This window comes from Dactylosporangium sp. CA-152071 (genome assembly GCF_050936335.1).
In the GTDB taxonomy this organism is placed as follows: Bacteria; Actinomycetota; Actinomycetes; order Mycobacteriales; family Micromonosporaceae; genus Dactylosporangium; species Dactylosporangium maewongense.
Window position 1 is genome coordinate 100,610 of record NZ_JBNJMZ010000002.1, and the last position, 17,429, is coordinate 118,038.

Sequence of the window (17,429 nt, forward strand, 5' to 3'; positions counted from 1 at the left end):
ACGATCCGACGACGGCCGCCGCCGCGGCACTGCTCGCGGCGGCACGGGTCAGTCGGGCCCCAGGTGGCCGATGAGTGCTCGCGCGGCGGTGGTGGCTTCCGATCTGCCGCCGGCCACGGACAGCCGTTGTCTCAGTGCGGGATCGGTCGCCGGTACGGCGGCGCACCGTCGTTCTCGAACGGTCAGCCTCGCCCAGCCGTATCCCGACGCCGCGTTCGCCCTGGCTCGGGGCTCGGCCCGGATCCTGCTTGAGGGCGCTGGCGTCGTGCCCGACGTCGTCAGCCCGCCCGATACGGTGATCGAGACCGCGGTGGCGGCGCTGCGCTGACGAATGCTGGGCGAGCCGGGCCAGGTACCCCAGGACAATGTGCCGCAACGCGCCTTCGGACGCGTGGACAAAATCCGTTACGTTGTGAGTTCCCCAGCGACGAGGCGGGTCCATGGTCCGTCGATCTCGCTGGGCCACGGACACGCACACCGGTGGAGAAGAGGTGCCCCTTGGACACCGGCGAGCGCAGCGCGGCGACGGCGCAGCCCGGGGTGGCCAACGACGAGTCGTCGAGCCCGCAGGCCCCGATCCGGCGGAAGCGGGTCCGGCTTCTGGTCGCCGCGGGGGTGGTTGTCGCGATCGTGGTCACGGGTCTCGGCGCCGCCCGGGTGGCCGCGACAGGCGGCGACCGGGGGAAGCTGTCGGACACGGGGATCGCGTCGTGTGCGCGGTACATCGCCGAGGGGGTGGTGACAGCTGTTTCGTCGTCCGGTGCTGGCGGCGGCTGGGAGGTCACCATCCAGGTGGAGGCGTCGCTGAAAGGCGCCGAGGTGGGCCGGCCGCTCACCTACCGTGCCGATGCGGGGTCGGCTTCGCAGGCCAGCGTCGGCACGCGCGTCTTTGTGGTCGTTTCGCGTTTCCACGAGGAGGGCGTCCAGCAGTTCGCCGGCGCGGACATCGCCGAGGCCCGGGACTGGATGGCCCGTGCTGTGCCGATGTCGCACGACGTGCCGTGCGACACGGCCGGCTGAACCGTTGCTGACCTCGGTTCGAGAACGTCGTCAATGCTTGCCGCAGGCCGTCAAGGTCGGACGCCTGGCAGTTCCACCGCGAGGGCCGCGCGGCCCGGGCCGCGCCGACGCGGACGGCCGACCGGTGACCCCCGTTCGAGGTGCCGGACGAAGCCTCTCGGGGTCCGGCCCCTCGGCGGCGATCAGCGCTGCTGCCGGTCGATCGCCTCAGCACTGACCGGTGTGAACAGGTTGACCAGCGTCCCGTCGGGATCGCGGAAGAGCAGCGACCGGTTGCCCCACGGCATCGTGGTCGGCTCCTGAACGAACGCACCGATCACGTCCCGCAGCCGGGCGAACTCGGCGTCCACGTCGTCCACCCGGAACTCGATGATCGCCGTCCGGTTGGCGGCCGGCTCGGCCGAGCCTTCGCCGAAGAGCTTGACCGTGGCCGTGCTGCCGATCGCGAGGGTCGCCCCCGGCAGGACGATTTCGGCGAAGTCTCCCGTGTACCGTTGGGCGGGCTGCCCGGTGACCTGCTGGTAGAACTCCGTGAGGCGGTCGACATCGCTGGTGATGACACGGACCGACGCAAAGATCATGACGTGCTCCCTGGTGTGCGCTGAGGCGTGGAGCAGAGGCTACGAGCAATACCGGACATGTTCCGCCCGGCTTCTGGAAGAATCTGATTCATGCCGCGACCGACCGCGCGGGTGCTCGGCCTCCTGGAGATCCTGCAGGGCGGCGGCACCCACACCGCTCTCGAGCTGGCAAGGCGCCTCGACGTCGACGAGCGCACCGTGCGGCGCTACGCCGAGCACCTGGTCGATCTCGACGTGCCGGTCGAGGCGGTGCGGGGACGGTACGGCGGCTACCGGCTGGCGCCCGGATTCCGCATGCCCCCGCTCATGCTGACCGACGAGGAGGCCCTTGCCGTTCTCCTCGGCCTGGCGGCGGCCCGCCGAGCCGGCCTGGCGACCACGTCGCGGGAGACCGCCGAGGCCGCAGCCGCCAAGATACGCAGGGTGCTGCCGAAGACACTCGCCGCGCGGCTGGACGCGCTGTTCGCGACCACCGACTTCACCGCGCCGGAGCGCGCGACGACCACGCCGGAGACCTCCGTCATGCTGCGGCTGGCGGAGGCCGCCCGGCAGTGCCGACCCGCGGTGATCGCCTACACCGACCGCGGCGGCCGGCGCAGCGAGCGGACCGTGCATCCGTACGGCATCGTCGCGCACTCCGGGCGCTGGTACGTCACCGGCCCCGACTCGGCCTCGGGCGAAGTGCGCACGTTCCGGCTCGACCGGATCACGCAGGTGCGCTTGGCGGAGGGCACGTTCACGGTGCCCGACGGCTTCCGGCCCGCCGACGTGGTCCGCGCGGCCCTGGCCGGCACCCCCTGGCGCCACGAGGTCGTCATCGCGGTGCAGGGCACGGCCGACGAGGTACAGGCGCGGCTGCCGCGAGGCATCGCCACCATCGAACCAGAGGCCGGCCATGGCGCGGACTGGGTGCTGGTACGGCTCCGGGCGCAGCGGCTCGACTGGCTTCCCGGCGTCCTGGCTGGGCTCGGGCTGCCGTTCCTCGTGCACGAGCCGGCCCAGCTCCGCGACGTCATCAGCGCCTGGGCCAACCGTGTCGCGGGCTGTGCGACCGCAACGACACCGCAGGAGGCGACTGCCGCCTGGCCCGGACCATGAGCGGTGTCGTTCCCGCAGGCCGCGCCGGCCGACGTTCTGGCAACGGTTCAGCCGGCCGGTGCGCCGAGTCGGTCGAGGCGCCCGGTCTCCAGGTGCGCGACGTCGCCGCCGGAGTCCAGAGCGGCGTCGAGCAGCATGACGAGTGACGTGCCAGCCGCGGGCGCAGCTGCTCGGCGTGCAGCCGGACGTGGTGCGCGACGCCGTGCGCGATGGTCAGCCACACCGCGTCGGGCGACAGCACCAGCCGCCGATGGTCGGCGAACGCCCGGCCGATGGCGCTGAGCAGCGGGTGTACGCCGTCCGGGTCGAGCACCGGCAGCGCTGGGTCGCCACCGAACGCCAGGGCGTCAGGAAACAGCTCGCCGAGCGGCCGCGTCGGCAGCGGCGCGGCGGCGGGCGCCACATCATCGACCGGGAAGGTGATTACGCCCGAACCATAGCCACGACCGCGCACCGCACTGCCCCGCAGCCGGGCGCTCCACCGGGCCGCAGGGCTCGAGCGGTGCCGCTGTGGAAGATGCGCGTGAAACTGTTACATCGACGGGGGTGGCGCCGTGGAGTCGCGGACGACGAGTTCGGTGGCGAGTTCGACGTGCAGGGCGTCGAGCTCGTGGCCGCCGATCATGCGCAGCAGCATGGTCACCGCCATCCGGCCGAGCTCGGCGAGAGGCTGGCGGACCGTGGTGAGCATCGGGTGGGTGGCGCGGCTGACGTCGATGTCGTCGAAGCCCGCCACCGACAGGTCCGCGGGCACGCGCAGGCCCCGCTCGGCGGCCGCCCGCAGGATGCCGACGGCGATCTTGTCGTTGAAGCCGACCAGCGCCGTCGGTGGGTCGGGCAGGTCGAGCAGGTCGCAGGCGGCGGTGTGGCCCTGCGCCTCGTTCGGCTCGGTGACGAAGCGCAGCAGCTCGGACGGCGGCAGGAGGCCGAGCTCGATGAGCGGCGTCACGTAGCCGGCGAGCCGCCCGTCGTTGACCGACCACTCGCGGGGACCGCCGATGATCCCGACCCGGCGGTGCCCGAGCCCGACCAGGTGGGCCATGAGGCTGCGGGCGCCCGCGAAGTGGGCGGAGGAGATGGCGACGACGTCGCGCGGCGGCGCGGTGCGGGGGTCCACGACCACGAACGGGAACCGCCGGTCGCGGAGCATCACCAGGTCCTCGGTGGGCTCGGGCGGCAGGATGAGCACCGCGCCGCGCACGCCAGGCCGGTCCGGCAGCGCGGGGAGCGGGCTGCGGCCGGCGGCGCCCTTCCCGGCGTTCATCATGACGCTCATCCCGTGCAGCTCGGCGGTCTCCACGACCGAGGAGACGATCAGCCCGAAGTAGTCGCTGAGCACGTACGGGCAGCGGACGAACACCACGTCGCCGTCGGTGGCGCGGCCGCCGTGCCACCCCAGCTGGCCGGCGGCGTGCAGCACCCGGTCGCGGGTGCCGGCGGCGACGTTCGCGTGCCCGTTGAGCACGCGCGACACGGTCGCGATCGACACGCCGCTGTGGTGGGCGAGGTCGCGGATCGTCGCACGTCTCGGCACGTCGGCTCCTCCAGTATGTCGCCGGCAGGGGGCCCGGGATGCGGCGAAGTATAGGCAGGCGCGGCAGCGATGTAACAAATTTACAGAAAATTTGTGCTTCGCTTTGATTGACTCGACACCGCATCGGGTGTGTTCTATGGAACACCCGTCACCCCCACCGGCGACCGTGCCCCGCCCGCCAGCGATGGCGCCCGGTCGTGTCCCGCCCCGGAAAGGCGCGCCCATGTCGCATGCCCACGAAACGCCCACCGAAGACCCGCCCGCGGCCCGCCCGCATCGCCGGCCCTCTCGCCGGCAAGGGCGCCGGCGGGGGCGGCTCGTCACCGTCGCGGCGGCCGTCGGTGTCGTCGCCGCCGCCGTGATCGTGCTGCCCCAGCAGTTCGCCAACGCCGCCAACGAGAGCGTCAACGTCTGGCTCACCACCACCTCCGACAGCGGCGGCCGGACCGTGACCCGCGGCCTGCAGCAGCAGTCCTCGGTCGTGTTCACCGCCAGCACCGGCAGCGCCAACCAGACGGTCACCGTCAACGAGGGCAGCACCTACCAGCCGTTCGAGGGCGCCGGCGCGTCGTTCACCGACACCGCCGCGTTCAACATCCGCGGCAGCGGCGCGCTGAGCCAGGCGACCCAGAACGACGTCATGACCAAGCTGTTCAGCCCGACCGCCGGCATCGGCGTCAGCGCCACCCGCAACGTCATCGGCTCCTCCGATCTGGCGCAGAACAGCTACTCGTACGACACCACCTGCTGCGACCTGAACGACTTCTCGCTCGCCCGGGACGCCGACGTGATGGCACTGACCAAGCAGGCCAAGGCCCTCAACCCGGGCATGATCGTCATCGGCTCGCCGTGGTCGGCGCCGCCGTGGATGAAGGACAACAACGCCTACAGCCAGGGCTACCTGCAGGCCCAGTGGTACAAGACGTACGCGCAGTACATCACCAAGTACGTCCAGGGCTACGAGGCGCAGGGCGTGCACGTCAACTACGTGACGCAGCAGAACGAGCCCGGCTGCTGCCCCGGCTACCCGTCGATGCAGTGGCCCGTCTCCGGCCTGCAGTCCTTCGCCAAGAACGACCTGATGCCGGCCCTGCAGGGCGCGGGCCTGAGCACGAAGCTGCTCATCGGCGACTGGAACTTCGACACGTACGACACGTGGGTGGCGCCGCTGGTCAACGACGCCGCGCTGCGCGGCCACCCGAACTTCGGCGGCATCGCCTGGCACGACTACGGCGGCAGCCCGACGCAGATGACCACGGTCCACAACCAGTTCCCGAACGTCAACCAGTACTTCACCGAGCACTCCGGCGGCACCTGGGTCGGCAACCAGCACTCCGAGGACATGTACGACCTCATCGAGTACTTCCGCAACTGGGGCCGGTCCTGGACCAAGTGGAGCCTCGCCGTCGACCAGAACATGGGCCCGCACAACGGCGGCTGCGGCACCTGCACCGGCCTGATCACCGTGCACCGCGGCGACTCGCGCAGCGGCCAGGTCGACTACACCGTCGAGTACTACACGATGGGGCACCTCACCAAGTTCGTCCGCCCCGGCGCCGTGCGCATCGACTCCACCGCGAACGCCACCATCCCCAACGTGGCGTTCAAGAACCCGGACGGCTCGAAGGCGCTCATCGCCTACAACTCCAGCGGCTCGACGCAGACGCTGAAGGTCAACTGGGGCGGCCAGTCGTTCGTGTACAGCCTGCCGACGCGGACCTCGGCGACGTTCACGTGGAACACCGCGACGGGCAACCCGACCCCGACCGCCACGCAGACCGGTGGCGGCGGCACCCGCACCGGACAGATCACCGGCATCGGCGGCAAGTGCGTCGACGTCGCCGGCGCCAGCTCGGCCAACGGGACCGCGGTCCAGCTGTACGGCTGCAACGGCACCGGCGCCCAGCAGTGGACGACGGGCAACGCCGACAACAGCCTCCGCGCGCTCGGCAAGTGCCTCGACGTGACCGGCGCAGGCACCGCCGACGGCACGACCGTGCAGCTCTACGACTGCAACGGTAGTAACGCGCAGAAGTGGACGGTGAACGCCGCGAAGCTGGTGAACACCGGCTCCGGCAAGTGCCTCGACGCGACCGGCAACAGCTCCGCCGATGGCACCCGCCTGCAGATCTGGACCTGCTTCGGCGGCGCCAACCAGCTCTGGACGCTGCCCTAGCGCACATCCGGTGGCGGCGCCCCTCCGCCCGGGGCGCCGCCACCCCCACCGCTTCCCCGCATCGACCCCGACATCGAGGGCGCGACGCTGAACAACACCGCGGCGAGCTGGACGCTCGGCTAGTCAGTCAGGCGGCGAGGCCCTGCTCCGGGCGCCAGGCCGTGTCGGCGTCGAAGCCGGCCGGGGCGTCCGACGGGGTCCCGCCGCCCGGCGCGGCGATGTAGCCGACCGCGTTGTAGTGCCGCACGTACCGGTCCGGGAAGTTGTACGACCGCAGGCGCACGCCGGCGGTGGTCGTCTCGGGGCAGAAGGTCGCGTCGGCGCGGAACAGCGCGGTGTCCGTGGACGGGTCGAGGTGCACGGCGAGGCTGCGGTGGCGCAGGTACGCGCCGGGCACGTCGAGCGCCGCGAACGACACGCAGCTCGGGTCCGCGAGCCCGGGCCGGACGGTGAACGTCGCCGCGCGGCGGTCCCCGACCGGGCTGCCGGCGGTCAGGACGGCGGTGACGGTGCCGCCGTCCTGGTGGCGCAGGAACCGGTCGGGGAAGTTCACCGACCGCAGCGACACCGCCTGCCCCGGTAGCAGACCTGCGGGGTGGTCGACGACCGGCGTGAACGGGAACCGCTGCGCGGCGGCGCCGTTGCAGTCCCACAGCCGCAGCCGCGTGCCGTTGGCGGTGACCCCGTCGGGGGCGTCCAGGCAGCGGCCCGAGTTGGGGTTGAGCAGGGCGCCGTCGGCGCGGCGCAGCCACTGCTGGGCGGGGGAGCCGTTGCAGTCCCAGATCTGCAGCGGGGTGCCCGCCGCGGTCGCCGCGCCCGGGAGGTCCAGGCAGCGGCCGCGGGCCTCGAGGGAGCCGTCCGGCCGCCGAACCCGCACACCTCGTAGGCCAGCAGCCAGCGCCCGTCGGGCATCCGCCGCACCGCCGGCATGCCCGGCCGGTGCCCCGGCTGCGGGCCGGTGACGATGACGCTGCGGGCCGGCCAGTTCACGCCGTCGGTGGAGACCGCCTGGACGAGGACCTGGCTGCGGCCCGGCTGGCTCTCGTCGGCGAAGTACGCGACGAGCCGCCCGGCCACGTCGACGGCCAGCTCCGGCTCCCACAGCCCGCCGCTGTTGCCGGACCGGGCCACCGTCGACAGGAAGCGCCAGCTGCGCCCGACGTCGGTGCTCTTCGCACGCTGCGGATCCAGGCTCCGCGACGGCCGCCGACACATCCATCATTTTCGAAATCTGGTGTCGAATCGAGGACACGGCGGGCGCGGTGCGTCAACCGGCGGGAGGGGTCGGGCGTCTGGGTCGTGTCATCGCACTCGATCCCTCTGGAAAGGCCACTGCCATGCGGATGACCAAGCTCCGACTGCTGTCCGCCGCCCTGCTGCTCGTCCCGGTCCTCGCCCTGCCGGGCACCGCGGCCGCGGCGGACGACCTGCCCGCCCCGACGGGCGTCACGCCCATCACGGGCACCGCGACCGTGCCGCCGTGGGACCCGCACCCGCCGACGTTGGTGGGCGTCCGGACCGGCCGGCACGACGCCTACGACCGCACCGTCTTCGACTTCACCGGCGGCACCCCCGGGTACCGCGTGGAGTACGGCCCGCTCGTCGCCGCCGGCAGCGGCGCCACCATCCCGCTGGCGGGCGCCACGACGCTGCGGGTCGTGTTCGACGGCGCGTTCGCCCACGACGTCGCGACCGGCGCGTCCACGATCGACCTCACCCGGGTGTACGACCCGCGCCTGCCGACCCTGCGCCAGATCAAGTCCGGCGGCGCGTCCGAGGGGTACATCAGCTTCGGTCTCGGGCTCGCCGACGGGGTCGGCTTCCGGGTGCTGCGGCTGACGAACCCGCCGCGGATCGCGGTGGACGTCGCGCACCAGCCCACCCAGCCGTTCACCACCGAACGGTTCCTCGGCGGCGCCGGCACCGCGGCACAGGTCCAGATCGCCGGCGTGCGGTCGGCCGCGCACCCCGGCTACGACCGCGTGGTCCTCGACCTGAGCACGGCGACCACGCCGCTGATCAGCGTCGCCTACACGGCCCCGAACCCGACGACGATCCACGTCGGCCTCACCGCCGCTACCACCCAGCGCGGCGTCGTCACCGGCCCGAACCCCGCGCCGACCGGCCTGTCCCAGGCACAGTCGGTGTCGTTCGCCGTCTACGACAACGGCACCGTGTCGGCGTTCATCACCACCCACCACCGCACCGGATACCGGGTCATGCTCCTGACCGACCCGACCCGCCTCGTCGTGGACATCGCCTACTGAGCCCGCGTCGAGCGGCAGTGAACCGCGCCGGCGACCGGCGCGGTTCACTCGACGGCGTCCTCCCGGCGGTCCTGGTCGAGGAACCGCCGGATCGCGGTGCGGGCCTCGGGGCTCTTGACGAAGCCCAGCCACTCCCGGGCCGGGCCGGCGGTCTCGGACCTCGACGTGAAGACCTCGATGACGTCGCCGCTGGACAGGGCGTCCTCCAAGGGCACGAGCCTGCCGTTGACCCGCGCGCCGATGCACGTGTGGCCGATGTCCGTGTCCAGGGCGTAGGCGAAGTCGACGGGCGTCGCGCCGGCCGGCAGTTCGATCACGTCGCCCTTGGGCGTGAAGACGTAGACCTCCCGGCCGGACAGGTCGAGGCGCAGCGTGTCGAGGAACTCCGCCGGTCCCGTCCCGGGCTCGGCGATCGCGGCGTCCCTGCCCGCGCTGTAGCGCCAGTACGCGACGATGCCGTACTCGGCGGTGCGGTGCAACGCGTAGGTGCGGATCTGCAGCTCGACCGGCCTGCCGTTCGGCCCGATCACGGTGGTGTGCAGCGACTGGTACAGGTTGAACTTCGGCGTCGCGATGTAGTCCTTGTACCGCCCCGGGACGGGCTGCCAGTTCTCGTGGATGACACCGAGCACGGCATAGCAGTCCCGGACCGTGTCGACCAGGACGAGCACGCCGACCATGTCGTAGATGTCGCCGAAGTCGCGGCCACGGACGATCATCTTCTTGTAGATGGAGAACAGGTGCTTCGGCCGGCCGGTGACCTCCGACCTGATCTTCGCCGACTTGAGGTCGGCGGCGATCCGGCGGGTCACGGCGGTCAGCAGTGCGTCGCGCTGCGGGATGTGCTCGGCGACGAGCCGGCTGATCTCGTCGAACCGCTTCGGGAAGAGCGTGGCGAACGCGAGGTCCTCCAGCTCCCGCCTGATCGCGTTCATGCCGAGGTGGAGCGCCAGCGGCGCCAGGACCTCCAGGGTCTCCTTGGCCTTCTGCTCCTGCTTCGTGCGGGGCACGAAGGTCAGGGTCCGCATGTTGTGCAGCCTGTCGGCGAGCTTGATGACCAGCACCCGCGGGTCCTTGACCACGGCGACGATCACCCTGTGGACCGTCTCGGGCTTCGCCGCGGCGCGCAGCTTGACCTTGTCGAGCCTGGTCAAGCCGTCGACGAGCAGCGTGACCTCGCCGCCGAAGTCGAGCTGCAACCGCTCGATCGTGTAGTCGGTGTCCTCGATCGTGTCGTGCAGCAGCGCCGCGACCAGGGTCGTGGTGTCCATCCCCAGGTCGGCGAGGATCGTGGCGACGGCCAGCGGGTGGGTGATGTAGGGGTCGCCGGACTCGCGGTACTGCCCCCTGTGGAAGTGCTCGGCCATGTCATACGCCCGCTGCAGCAGCCGCAGGTCGGCCTTCGGGTGGACGGCCCTGTGCTGGGCGATCAGCGGTTCGAGCACTTCGCTCACCGCCGGGCTCTGCCACGGCGCGTTGAACCGGGCGAACCGCGCGCGGACCCGGCGGCCGGTCGGCGCGGTGCCGAACAGTAGGGCCGCGTCCACCGGCGAACTGGGCTCGGTGAGGCCCACGGGGTACACGCCCTTCGCCGAGAGCCGTAGCCCTCCCACCCGCGGGTCACCGGCCCGCTCGAGCGCCTGGAACACCCACTCCCGGTCGACCTCGTCCAGACTGCGGTCGGCCGCGAGCTTCGCGAGCAGGTCCGCGCCCGCCGGGCCGGGCCGTGCCGCGAGCACCCTGAGCGCCCACCGGTGATCGCGGGGCACGCCGTCGCGGCGGTGCGCGGACTGGCGGGCCGCGGCCCGCCGGTCGGCCAGCCCGGCCAGCGTCTCGACGGCCCAACGCCGTCCCAGCTTGTCCACGGCGGCATCGGTCGCCGCCGCGACCAGCAGGCGGGCCCCGGCCGCACGGTCGAGCACGGTCACCGCATCGATCGCGGACCGTCGACTGGGCAGGTCGCTGTTGCTGCCGGCGAACGGTGTCAGCGTCTTCACCGCCGTCGCGAGGGCGGCCGGCGGCACCGGCACGCCGTCGTGGCGCAGCGCCGCGATGAACAGGCCCCCGTCGAGGCCGCCGCCGGCGGCGATGTGCCGCAGCGCTTCGCCGAGGTCCTCGCGGTCCCGCCACAGGAACGCCAGAAACCGGGCGTACGGGTGCCGCCAGCGCGGCCGCGCCGCGGACCAGCCGCCCCGGCGGGCACGGAACACGGCGGCGAACTCGTCGGTGCGCAGGCGCCGGTCGGCGTCGACGTGCAGGGCGGCGAGGAACTCCGCGATGCTGTGGTGCAGGAACTGGAAGCGCCCGTCGCGCTCGACGAGCAGGCCGGTGCGGCGCAGCGTCTCGCGGACCAGCACCCGCCAGGTGCCGTCCGGCAGGTGCGGGGGGCGCAGGTGAGCGGTCCACTCCACCATCGCCGCGAGCGCGTCCGTGCGCTGATCGGTGCGCTGCCGCCAGGCCAGCCGGCAGGCCAGCGGGTGGACCTGGCTCAGCAGCCGGTCGACCGCGGGTAGCGCTTCGGCGCCGTAGTCGCCGGCCACCCGGTTGAGCGACGCGCGCAGATCAGAGCGGAAGAGCCGCTCCGTCAGCATGGACACGAACCGCTGATACAGCTCGATGCTGGAGGACGGCAGCGCGTCGCCGGGCTGGTCCGCGACCAGCTTGCAGATCATCATCGCGACCAGCGGGATCCGGAACAGGTCGTCGAGGCCGCCGCCGAGTATCCGGTCGAGCAGGTCCGTGGCCCGGTCCCCGGGCTCCGGCGAGCCGAGGTGCTCGAACCATCGCTGCGCGAACTGCACGAACTGCTGATCGGTGAACGGCAGCAGGCGGAAGGCCGCGGGGGTGAAGTCGGGGCCGGCGTAGTGGTCGATCTCCGTCAGCGGCCGGGTGGCGACGACGAACCGGTGCGCGGCACGGTCCGACAGCGCCCGGAAGCCCACGATCTTGTCGATGACCGCCTTGCGGTCGCGGTACTCGATGATCTCGTCGAGGCCGTCGACCAGGACCAGCCACCGCACGCCGGCCATCGGCGGCGTGGCGAAGAACCCGGCCGGCCACTGCTGACCGGCGCCGACCGCGCCGAGCTCCTCGTTGACGGCGGCCGCGACGAGCTCCGGCAGCATCTTCCTGCCGAGCAGCTGGGCGGCGCGGACGCGCACCGGCACGACCGTGTCGACGTCCCGCTCCCAGCGTTGCACCGAGGTCCAGACGGCCGACTGCAGCAGGCTGGACTTACCCGAGCCCGCGTCGCCGAGCAGGACGCTGTCGCCGGTGCCTTCGAAGATCTGATCCGCGGCGATCGGGACGAGGTCGGTCGCCTCGATGCCGTCACGGGCCTCCTCGTTCTCGCCGGTGGCCAGCTGGTACACGTAGATCTCCGACAGCGCCGGCATCCGGTGTGCCCCGTGGTCCTGCGGGACCATCAGCTCCTGGTAGGGGTGCCGTTGGGCGGCCTTCTCGGCGGCGTCGAGGTAGCCGCGCAGGCGCCTGGTCGGCACCGGCCACGCCCCGGCCAGGAGCTGCTCGTCGCTGAGCCGGGCCAGCCAGCGCCCGTGCGCGGTGGCGCCGGCGTCAAGCAGGGCCTGGGCCTCGGCGCAGCGCTCCAGCACGGCGCCGATCGGCACGAGGTGCGCGCCGCCGTCGTCGGACAGGCACAGCAGCCCGCAGACTGCCCCGGTGCGGAGGTTGACGACAGGGCTGCCGTTGGCGGTGCCCTGGAGCGGGGCGCCGAAGAGCCGCGGCAGCCGGCCGGCCGGCCTGAGCTTGTGTCGCGACGTTCCCTGGTACTGGAAGCCGGCGGGGACGTCGCCCGCCGGATGCCCGCAGGTCCAGAGCCGGTCCCCGGCGACCAGATCCGTCGACGGCAGGACGAACGCGCGGCCCGCGGCCGGCACGGACCTGGTGATGCTGAGCAGGGCGAGGTCGATGCCGTCGCGGTGCCGGAAGTAGAGCTCCGGCACGGCCCGCAGCGTGAGCTCCTCACCGGTGACCGTGTCGCGTGCGCGCACGAAGTCGGGCAGGTCGGTGACGTCGCCGGCGACGACGTGCGCGCAGGTCGCGACCAGGTCGGGAGTGACGAAGAAGCCGGTGCCCGAGACGGCGGTGGCGCGCGTGGCCGAAGGCATCGTCGAGAGCGCTACGGTTGCCTCGCTCGTCAATGCCTCGAGAGACTCGGCCGCTGTCGCGGCGGCTGGCTCGACCCGCCCCACTCAAGCCCAATCTTGAATGCGGACTTTCCCGTCGCCTTTTCCGATGATGGTGATGGTATCGCCAGGCGTGCCGCCGGAGGAATCTCGCGTCGCGTGTCGTGGTCCGCAGATGCGGCTAACGGGTGACGTGGCGGTCGGCGAGGTCCAGCGCGGCGTCCAGGATGTCCAGGCCCTCGTGGACGTCGGCCTCGGTGGTGTTGCACGGGGGCAGGACGTGGATGCGGTTGAAGTGGGCGAACGGCCACAGGCCGCGGCGGTGGCACTCGGCGACGACCTCGCCGACGGCGCCCTGCGCGCCCGCGGTGCCGAACGGGACGAGCATCTCCCGGGTCGTGCGGTCGCGGACGAGCTCGACGGCCCAGAAGACGCCGAGGCCGCGGACCTCGCCGACGCTCGGGTGGGCGTCGGCGATCTTCGCCAGGCGCGGGCCGATGAGGTGCTCGCCGAGGTGGGCGGCGTGCTCGACCATGCCCTCCTCCCGCATGGCGGTGATCGTGGCGACCGCGGCGGCGCAGGCGAGCGGGTGGCCGGAGTACGTGAGCCCGCCCGGGTAGGGGCGCTCGTCGAACGCGGCGGCGACGGCATCGGAGAGGATGACCCCGCCCAGCGGGACGTAGCCCGAGTTGACGCCCTTCGCGAACGTGAGCAGGTCGGGCCGCACACCCCAGTGGTCGGCGGCGAACCAGGCGCCGGTGCGGCCGAACCCGGTCATGACCTCGTCGAAGATGAGCAGGATGCCGTGCCGGTCGCAGAGGTCGCGCACGCCGGGCAGGTAGCCGGCCGGCGGGACGAGCACGCCGTTGGTGCCGACGATCGGCTCCAGCAGCACCGCCGCGATCGTGCCCGGGCCCTCCAGCGCGATGACCTGCTCCAGGTGGGCCAGGGCGCGGTCGCACTCCTCCTGCTCGGTGGTGGCGTGGAAGGCGCTGCGGTAGAGGTACGGGCCGAAGAAGCGCACGACGCCGGCGGCGCCGGTGTCCGTGGCCCAGCGGCGCGGGTCACCGGTCAGGTGCATCGCGGTGTGCGTGGCGCCGTGGTAGGACCGGTACGCCGACAGCACCTTCGGCCGGCCGGTCACCACCCGGGCCATGCGCACCGCGTGCTCGTTGGACTCGGCGCCGCCGTTGGTGAAGAACACCTTGGTGAGCCCGTCCGGGGCGTGCGACGCGACCAGCCGGGCCGCCTCGGAGCGCTGGTCGTTGGCGAAGTGCGGGGCGATCGTGGGCAGCGTCGCGGCCTGCCGCTGGATCGCCGCGACGACCTTCGGGTGCGCGTGGCCGATGTTGAGGTTGACGAACTGGGAGGAGAAGTCGAGGTAGGTGTTGCCCTCCAGGTCCCAGAAGCGGCTGCCGCGCCCGCCGGCCACCGGCAGCGGTCGCAGCGCCCCCTGCGCCGACCAGGAGTGGAACACGTGCGCCCGGTCGGCCGCGGTCGCCTCGGCGTTGGTGCGGTGCGCGCTCATGACGTGACCCCTTCGCTGGTCAGGAAGTAGTTGATGTCGGCGGTGACCGCCTGGATGAACCGGTCCGGTGACCCGGCGCCGGTGTCGGTGAGGCGGTCGTTGCGCTGCCGCACGGCCGCGGAGAACGGCAGCTCGCCGGTGCGGCGGTAGCGGATCGCGCCGGTCGCGTCGCGGGCCGGCACGACCAGCGACCGGGCGTGGACGCTCGCGCTGAACGGCACGTCGAGCCGCCCCGCCGCGAACGCCCCGGCGACCCCGGCCGGCACGTCGCCGTCCTGCAGCACCGGGTCGACCAGCTCCGCGACCTCCCGCTGCAGCCACGACATCTCCTCGTCGATGCGGGCCTCGTCCAGCGCCACGAAGTCCAGCAGCTCCGAGGTGCCCATCAGGGCGGTACGGATGCCCAGGGCGTTGGCGTCGGCGTCGGGGATCCCGTACGCCTCCTGGTTGGTCTTGTTGATGATCTTGTCGGCGCCGCCGAGCCTGGCGACCAGCCCGCCGTAGAGGATCAGGGCGTCGGCGGTGCCCCGGCCGCGCGGGAACACCCCCATGAACTCGTGCAGCACCGGGTGCACCGCGACGTGCGGCGGCAGGTACCGCGCGGCGAGCGCACGGATGCTGCGCAGCGCGGCCACGTCCTGGTGCACCTCGCCGCCCTGCGGGTAGGCGATCGACAGGCAGCGCACCCCTTCCCGCACCGCGGCGATCGCCTCCAGCAGCGTGCAGGCCAGGCTGATCGACGGCGGCACCAGGACCGCGGTCAGGGTGCCGAACAGCTCCCGGTCGACGATCACGCCGTCGTCGGCGAGCGCCCCGCAGACCGCGTCGACCTGCCGCCACGCCTCCATCGACGTCGCGAACGGCACGTCCTTGCAGTAGGGCACGTTGTACCCGATGCCGCCGCCCTCGAAGGAGGTGAACCCGGCGGCCAGGGCCACCGCGAACAGGTCCCGGGCGTCCGGCGAGCCGTGCCGGACCTCCAGCGGCACGCCGACGGCGTCCAGCAGCTGCCGGCCGCGCCGCCAGCCGTGCACGGTGAGCGGGTAGCCGTTGAGGTCCGCCGGCGCCTCCCGCAGCGCCTGGGCGGCCCGGTCGAACTGCTTGAGCCGGGTGTACGAGTCGATCGTGACCGTCAGCATGCCCGGCCCGGCCGGCTCGAGGCGGCGCAGCAGCTCCAGCATCTCCTCGTGGCCGCCGACCCCGCAGCGGGGCTGCGCGATCGGCCGGCCGGTGCGGTGTGCGGCGCGCAGCGCGTCGGCGGCCCTCGGCCGGGTTGAGGTGCGCAGCGCGTCGACGGTCTCCCGCCACTGCGGCAGGTCTGCGGCGCCTGCCCGGTCGATGCGCATCCCGGCCCACTCGACGGTCTCAGACACCGGCCGCCACCCTCCCAGCGGTCGCGGCCTCGCGGATCAGGTCGAGCACCATCGGCAGCTCGAACGGGTTCTCGAGGATGTGATCGACGCCGAGGCCGCGCAGCCGTTCGATGCCGCCGGCGGACTTGTGGCTGCCGACGGTCAGGTTCCCGCCGAGCACGACCGGGCAGTGCAGCCGTCCCGCGGCCCGCAGCGCGGGCAGGTCGGCGAGGTCGGCGTAGGCGTGGCCGTTGAGGCTGCCGATGACGACCGCCTCGGCCGTGGGGTTGGCCTCCAGCGCCGCGGCGAAGTCGGCCAGGGGCGTGCAGACGCCCAGATTGACGACGGTGAAGCCGTACTCGCGCAGCTGCATCGCGATGAGATGGTTGGCCACCGCGTGGGCGTCGCTGTGTGCCACGCCGAGAATGACGAGTCGCTGCATGGTTCGCTCCTTTGGGAATCCTCTGGGGGACAGTCAGTCGTCGAAGGCGGCGAACAGCTCGCGGTCGCTCGCCTCGGCCAGCCGCGCCCGGTCGAACTCGTCCGGGTCGGCCAGCGACAGGGACTCGAAGACCAGGTCGATCGCGGGCACCATGCCCCAGATCTCGCGGTACGGCGGCCACCCTTTGTGGCCCGTCTGCACGTCGTCCTGGCGGGCGAAGATGTAGTTCGCCCAGTCGCGGGTCATCGGCCGCCGGTGGTGGAAGTCGTGGCACACCGTGTCGCCGGTGAGCACGAGGTACCGGCTGGGCACGTGCACCAGCAGCATCCGCGTCCACCAGCGGGCCCAGGCGCGCAGCCGGGCACCGCCGCGCAGGCCGGCCGCGGGCACCGGCTCGCCGATGCAGATGGCGTTGGTGAGGCTCGCGAAGTACTCCTTGCCGCGGCGGGACTCGACGTCCCGGCCGGGGAACGTGTGCTTGACGCACAACCGCAGCGTGTTGCTGACCTGGAAGAACAGGGTCATCGGCAGCACCCAGCCGAGCAGCAGCAGCGCCCAGCCGTCCAGCAGGGTCGCCGCGACGGCCAGCCCGGCGTACCAGGCGAGGGTGAGCGCCCGTTCGAGCGGGCTGGCGGCGTGGGCGTAGGAGCGCACCCGCGCCCACAGGAACCGCGCGTGGAACACCGGCGAGACGAGCTTGCCCAGCACCCGCCGCCACATCTGCTGGCGGGTCATGCCGGGGCGCAGCTCCAGGCTCACCAGGAACGCCTGCACGGTCGGGTCCCGCAGCGTCATGTGGTGCAGCGCGTGGTGGTCGGCGACGTGCTCGGTGCTGTACCGCTCGAACTCCTGCACCATCAGCAGCCCGGCGATCATCTTGCCCAGCACCCGGTCCGGCCCGCGCCTGGCCCACATGTTGCGGTGGGCGCACTGGTGGAACATCATCATCCGCTGGTTGCGGGCGCCGTGCAGGGTGCTCGCCCAGCCCGGCAGCAGCAGCCACAGCCACCACCCGCCGAGGGACAGCGCCGCCCCGCTCAGCGCCAGACCGGCCGCCATGGAGGCGAGCGCCGCGATCAGATGGGCAGTGGGCGTGAGGTGCAGCCGGCGTTGTCCCGTGTACGGGCGGCCGGTGAGCATCGTCAGCGGCAGCTGCAGCACGCCGGGCAGGCGCCGCATCCCGTCACGGACGCTGTTGTCCGCGGAGTCCGTGGTCGCGAACCGCCGTTCGGGTGCCGTGGCCGCGATGGTGTCCGGCGATGGCCGGTGCACGGTGGCGGTCATCG

General features: G+C 72.6%; 12 protein-coding genes and 3 pseudogenes. 5 read left to right on the forward strand and 10 right to left on the reverse strand.

Annotated features, from left to right (window positions below):
* Positions 1-70 precede the first annotated feature (70 nt).
* Complete coding sequence (locus ACQEVZ_RS40430) at positions 71-328, forward strand: hypothetical protein (RefSeq protein ID WP_433377405.1); 258 nt, start codon at positions 71-73, stop codon at positions 326-328.
* A 170-nt stretch (positions 329-498) separates the two neighbouring features.
* Complete coding sequence (locus ACQEVZ_RS40435; RefSeq protein ID WP_433377408.1) at positions 499-1,020, forward strand: hypothetical protein; 522 nt, start codon at positions 499-501, stop codon at positions 1,018-1,020.
* A gap of 182 nt (positions 1,021-1,202) precedes the next feature.
* Here ACQEVZ_RS40435 and ACQEVZ_RS40440 read toward each other — a convergent pair whose 3' ends face one another.
* Complete coding sequence (locus tag ACQEVZ_RS40440; protein ID WP_433377411.1) at positions 1,203-1,601, reverse strand: VOC family protein; 399 nt, start codon at positions 1,599-1,601, stop codon at positions 1,203-1,205.
* A 90-nt stretch (positions 1,602-1,691) separates the two neighbouring features.
* Between ACQEVZ_RS40440 and ACQEVZ_RS40445 the strand changes: the two genes are divergently transcribed.
* Positions 1,692-2,699: a helix-turn-helix transcriptional regulator gene (locus ACQEVZ_RS40445; RefSeq protein ID WP_433377414.1), complete on the forward strand. Its 1,008-nt coding sequence runs from the start codon at positions 1,692-1,694 to the stop codon at positions 2,697-2,699.
* 151 nt (positions 2,700-2,850) lie between these two features.
* On the opposite strand, the pseudogene ACQEVZ_RS40450 reads toward ACQEVZ_RS40445, so the two are convergent.
* Both ACQEVZ_RS40450 and ACQEVZ_RS40455 read right to left on the reverse strand, forming a co-directional pair.
* Positions 2,851-3,153: pseudogene (locus ACQEVZ_RS40450) on the reverse strand (DUF4419 domain-containing protein); the annotation flags it as partial.
* 78 nt (positions 3,154-3,231) lie between these two features.
* Positions 3,232-4,233 (reverse strand): LacI family DNA-binding transcriptional regulator, encoded by a 1,002-nt coding sequence (locus ACQEVZ_RS40455; protein ID WP_433377417.1) that lies wholly within the window; start codon positions 4,231-4,233, stop codon positions 3,232-3,234.
* A 223-nt stretch (positions 4,234-4,456) separates the two neighbouring features.
* Between ACQEVZ_RS40455 and ACQEVZ_RS40460 the strand changes: the two genes are divergently transcribed.
* The gene (locus tag ACQEVZ_RS40460; protein ID WP_433377420.1) at positions 4,457-6,409 is read left to right on the forward strand and encodes a ricin-type beta-trefoil lectin domain protein; all 1,953 of its coding nucleotides are present in this window, start codon (positions 4,457-4,459) and stop codon (positions 6,407-6,409) included.
* Positions 6,410-6,536: 127 nt separating this feature from the next.
* Here ACQEVZ_RS40460 and ACQEVZ_RS40465 read toward each other — a convergent pair whose 3' ends face one another.
* Positions 6,537-7,286 carry an AbfB domain-containing protein gene (locus ACQEVZ_RS40465; protein WP_433377423.1) on the reverse strand — a complete coding sequence of 250 codons (750 nt, stop codon included), beginning with the start codon at positions 7,284-7,286 and terminating at the stop codon, positions 6,537-6,539.
* A gap of 466 nt (positions 7,287-7,752) precedes the next feature.
* Between ACQEVZ_RS40465 and ACQEVZ_RS40470 the strand changes: the two genes are divergently transcribed.
* The gene (locus ACQEVZ_RS40470; protein WP_433377426.1) at positions 7,753-8,676 is read left to right on the forward strand and encodes an AMIN-like domain-containing (lipo)protein; all 924 of its coding nucleotides are present in this window, start codon (positions 7,753-7,755) and stop codon (positions 8,674-8,676) included.
* A gap of 47 nt (positions 8,677-8,723) precedes the next feature.
* On the opposite strand, the pseudogene ACQEVZ_RS40475 reads toward ACQEVZ_RS40470, so the two are convergent.
* The 6 genes and pseudogenes from ACQEVZ_RS40475 to ACQEVZ_RS40500 form a co-directional block, all read right to left on the reverse strand.
* A pseudogene (locus ACQEVZ_RS40475) lies at positions 8,724-10,349 on the reverse strand (RelA/SpoT family protein); the annotation flags it as partial.
* Between the two features lie 1,998 nt (positions 10,350-12,347).
* A pseudogene (locus tag ACQEVZ_RS40480) lies at positions 12,348-12,803 on the reverse strand (S1 family peptidase); the annotation flags it as partial.
* 199 nt (positions 12,804-13,002) lie between these two features.
* Complete coding sequence (locus ACQEVZ_RS40485; RefSeq protein WP_433377429.1) at positions 13,003-14,349, reverse strand: aspartate aminotransferase family protein; 1,347 nt, start codon at positions 14,347-14,349, stop codon at positions 13,003-13,005.
* Positions 14,346-15,722 (reverse strand): methylaspartate mutase, encoded by a 1,377-nt coding sequence (locus tag ACQEVZ_RS40490; protein WP_433377432.1) that lies wholly within the window; start codon positions 15,720-15,722, stop codon positions 14,346-14,348. Before ACQEVZ_RS40490 ends, ACQEVZ_RS40485 begins: the two co-directional genes overlap by 4 nt.
* Complete coding sequence (locus tag ACQEVZ_RS40495) at positions 15,715-16,143, reverse strand: cobalamin-dependent protein (protein ID WP_354901876.1); 429 nt, start codon at positions 16,141-16,143, stop codon at positions 15,715-15,717. Before ACQEVZ_RS40495 ends, ACQEVZ_RS40490 begins: the two co-directional genes overlap by 8 nt.
* A gap of 33 nt (positions 16,144-16,176) precedes the next feature.
* Complete coding sequence (locus tag ACQEVZ_RS40500) at positions 16,177-17,427, reverse strand: fatty acid desaturase (RefSeq protein WP_433377435.1); 1,251 nt, start codon at positions 17,425-17,427, stop codon at positions 16,177-16,179.
* Positions 17,428-17,429: the final 2 nt, after the last annotated feature.

What these genes read in the sequence shown, in the direction of transcription:
- ACQEVZ_RS40460 (WP_433377420.1), top strand. Translation starts at nt 4,457, where the DNA reads ATGTCGCATGCCCACGAAACGCCCACCGAAGACCCGCCCGCGGCCCGC.
- ACQEVZ_RS40445 (WP_433377414.1), top strand. Translation starts at nt 1,692, where the DNA reads ATGCCGCGACCGACCGCGCGGGTGCTCGGCCTCCTGGAGATCCTGCAG.
- ACQEVZ_RS40500 (WP_433377435.1), bottom strand. Translation starts at nt 17,427, where the DNA reads ATGACCGCCACCGTGCACCGGCCATCGCCGGACACCATCGCGGCCACG.
- ACQEVZ_RS40430 (WP_433377405.1), top strand. Translation starts at nt 71, where the DNA reads ATGAGTGCTCGCGCGGCGGTGGTGGCTTCCGATCTGCCGCCGGCCACG.
- ACQEVZ_RS40485 (WP_433377429.1), bottom strand. Translation starts at nt 14,349, where the DNA reads ATGAGCGCGCACCGCACCAACGCCGAGGCGACCGCGGCCGACCGGGCG.
- ACQEVZ_RS40495 (WP_354901876.1), bottom strand. Translation starts at nt 16,143, where the DNA reads ATGCAGCGACTCGTCATTCTCGGCGTGGCACACAGCGACGCCCACGCG.
- ACQEVZ_RS40440 (WP_433377411.1), bottom strand. Translation starts at nt 1,601, where the DNA reads ATGATCTTTGCGTCGGTCCGTGTCATCACCAGCGATGTCGACCGCCTC.
- ACQEVZ_RS40470 (WP_433377426.1), top strand. Translation starts at nt 7,753, where the DNA reads ATGACCAAGCTCCGACTGCTGTCCGCCGCCCTGCTGCTCGTCCCGGTC.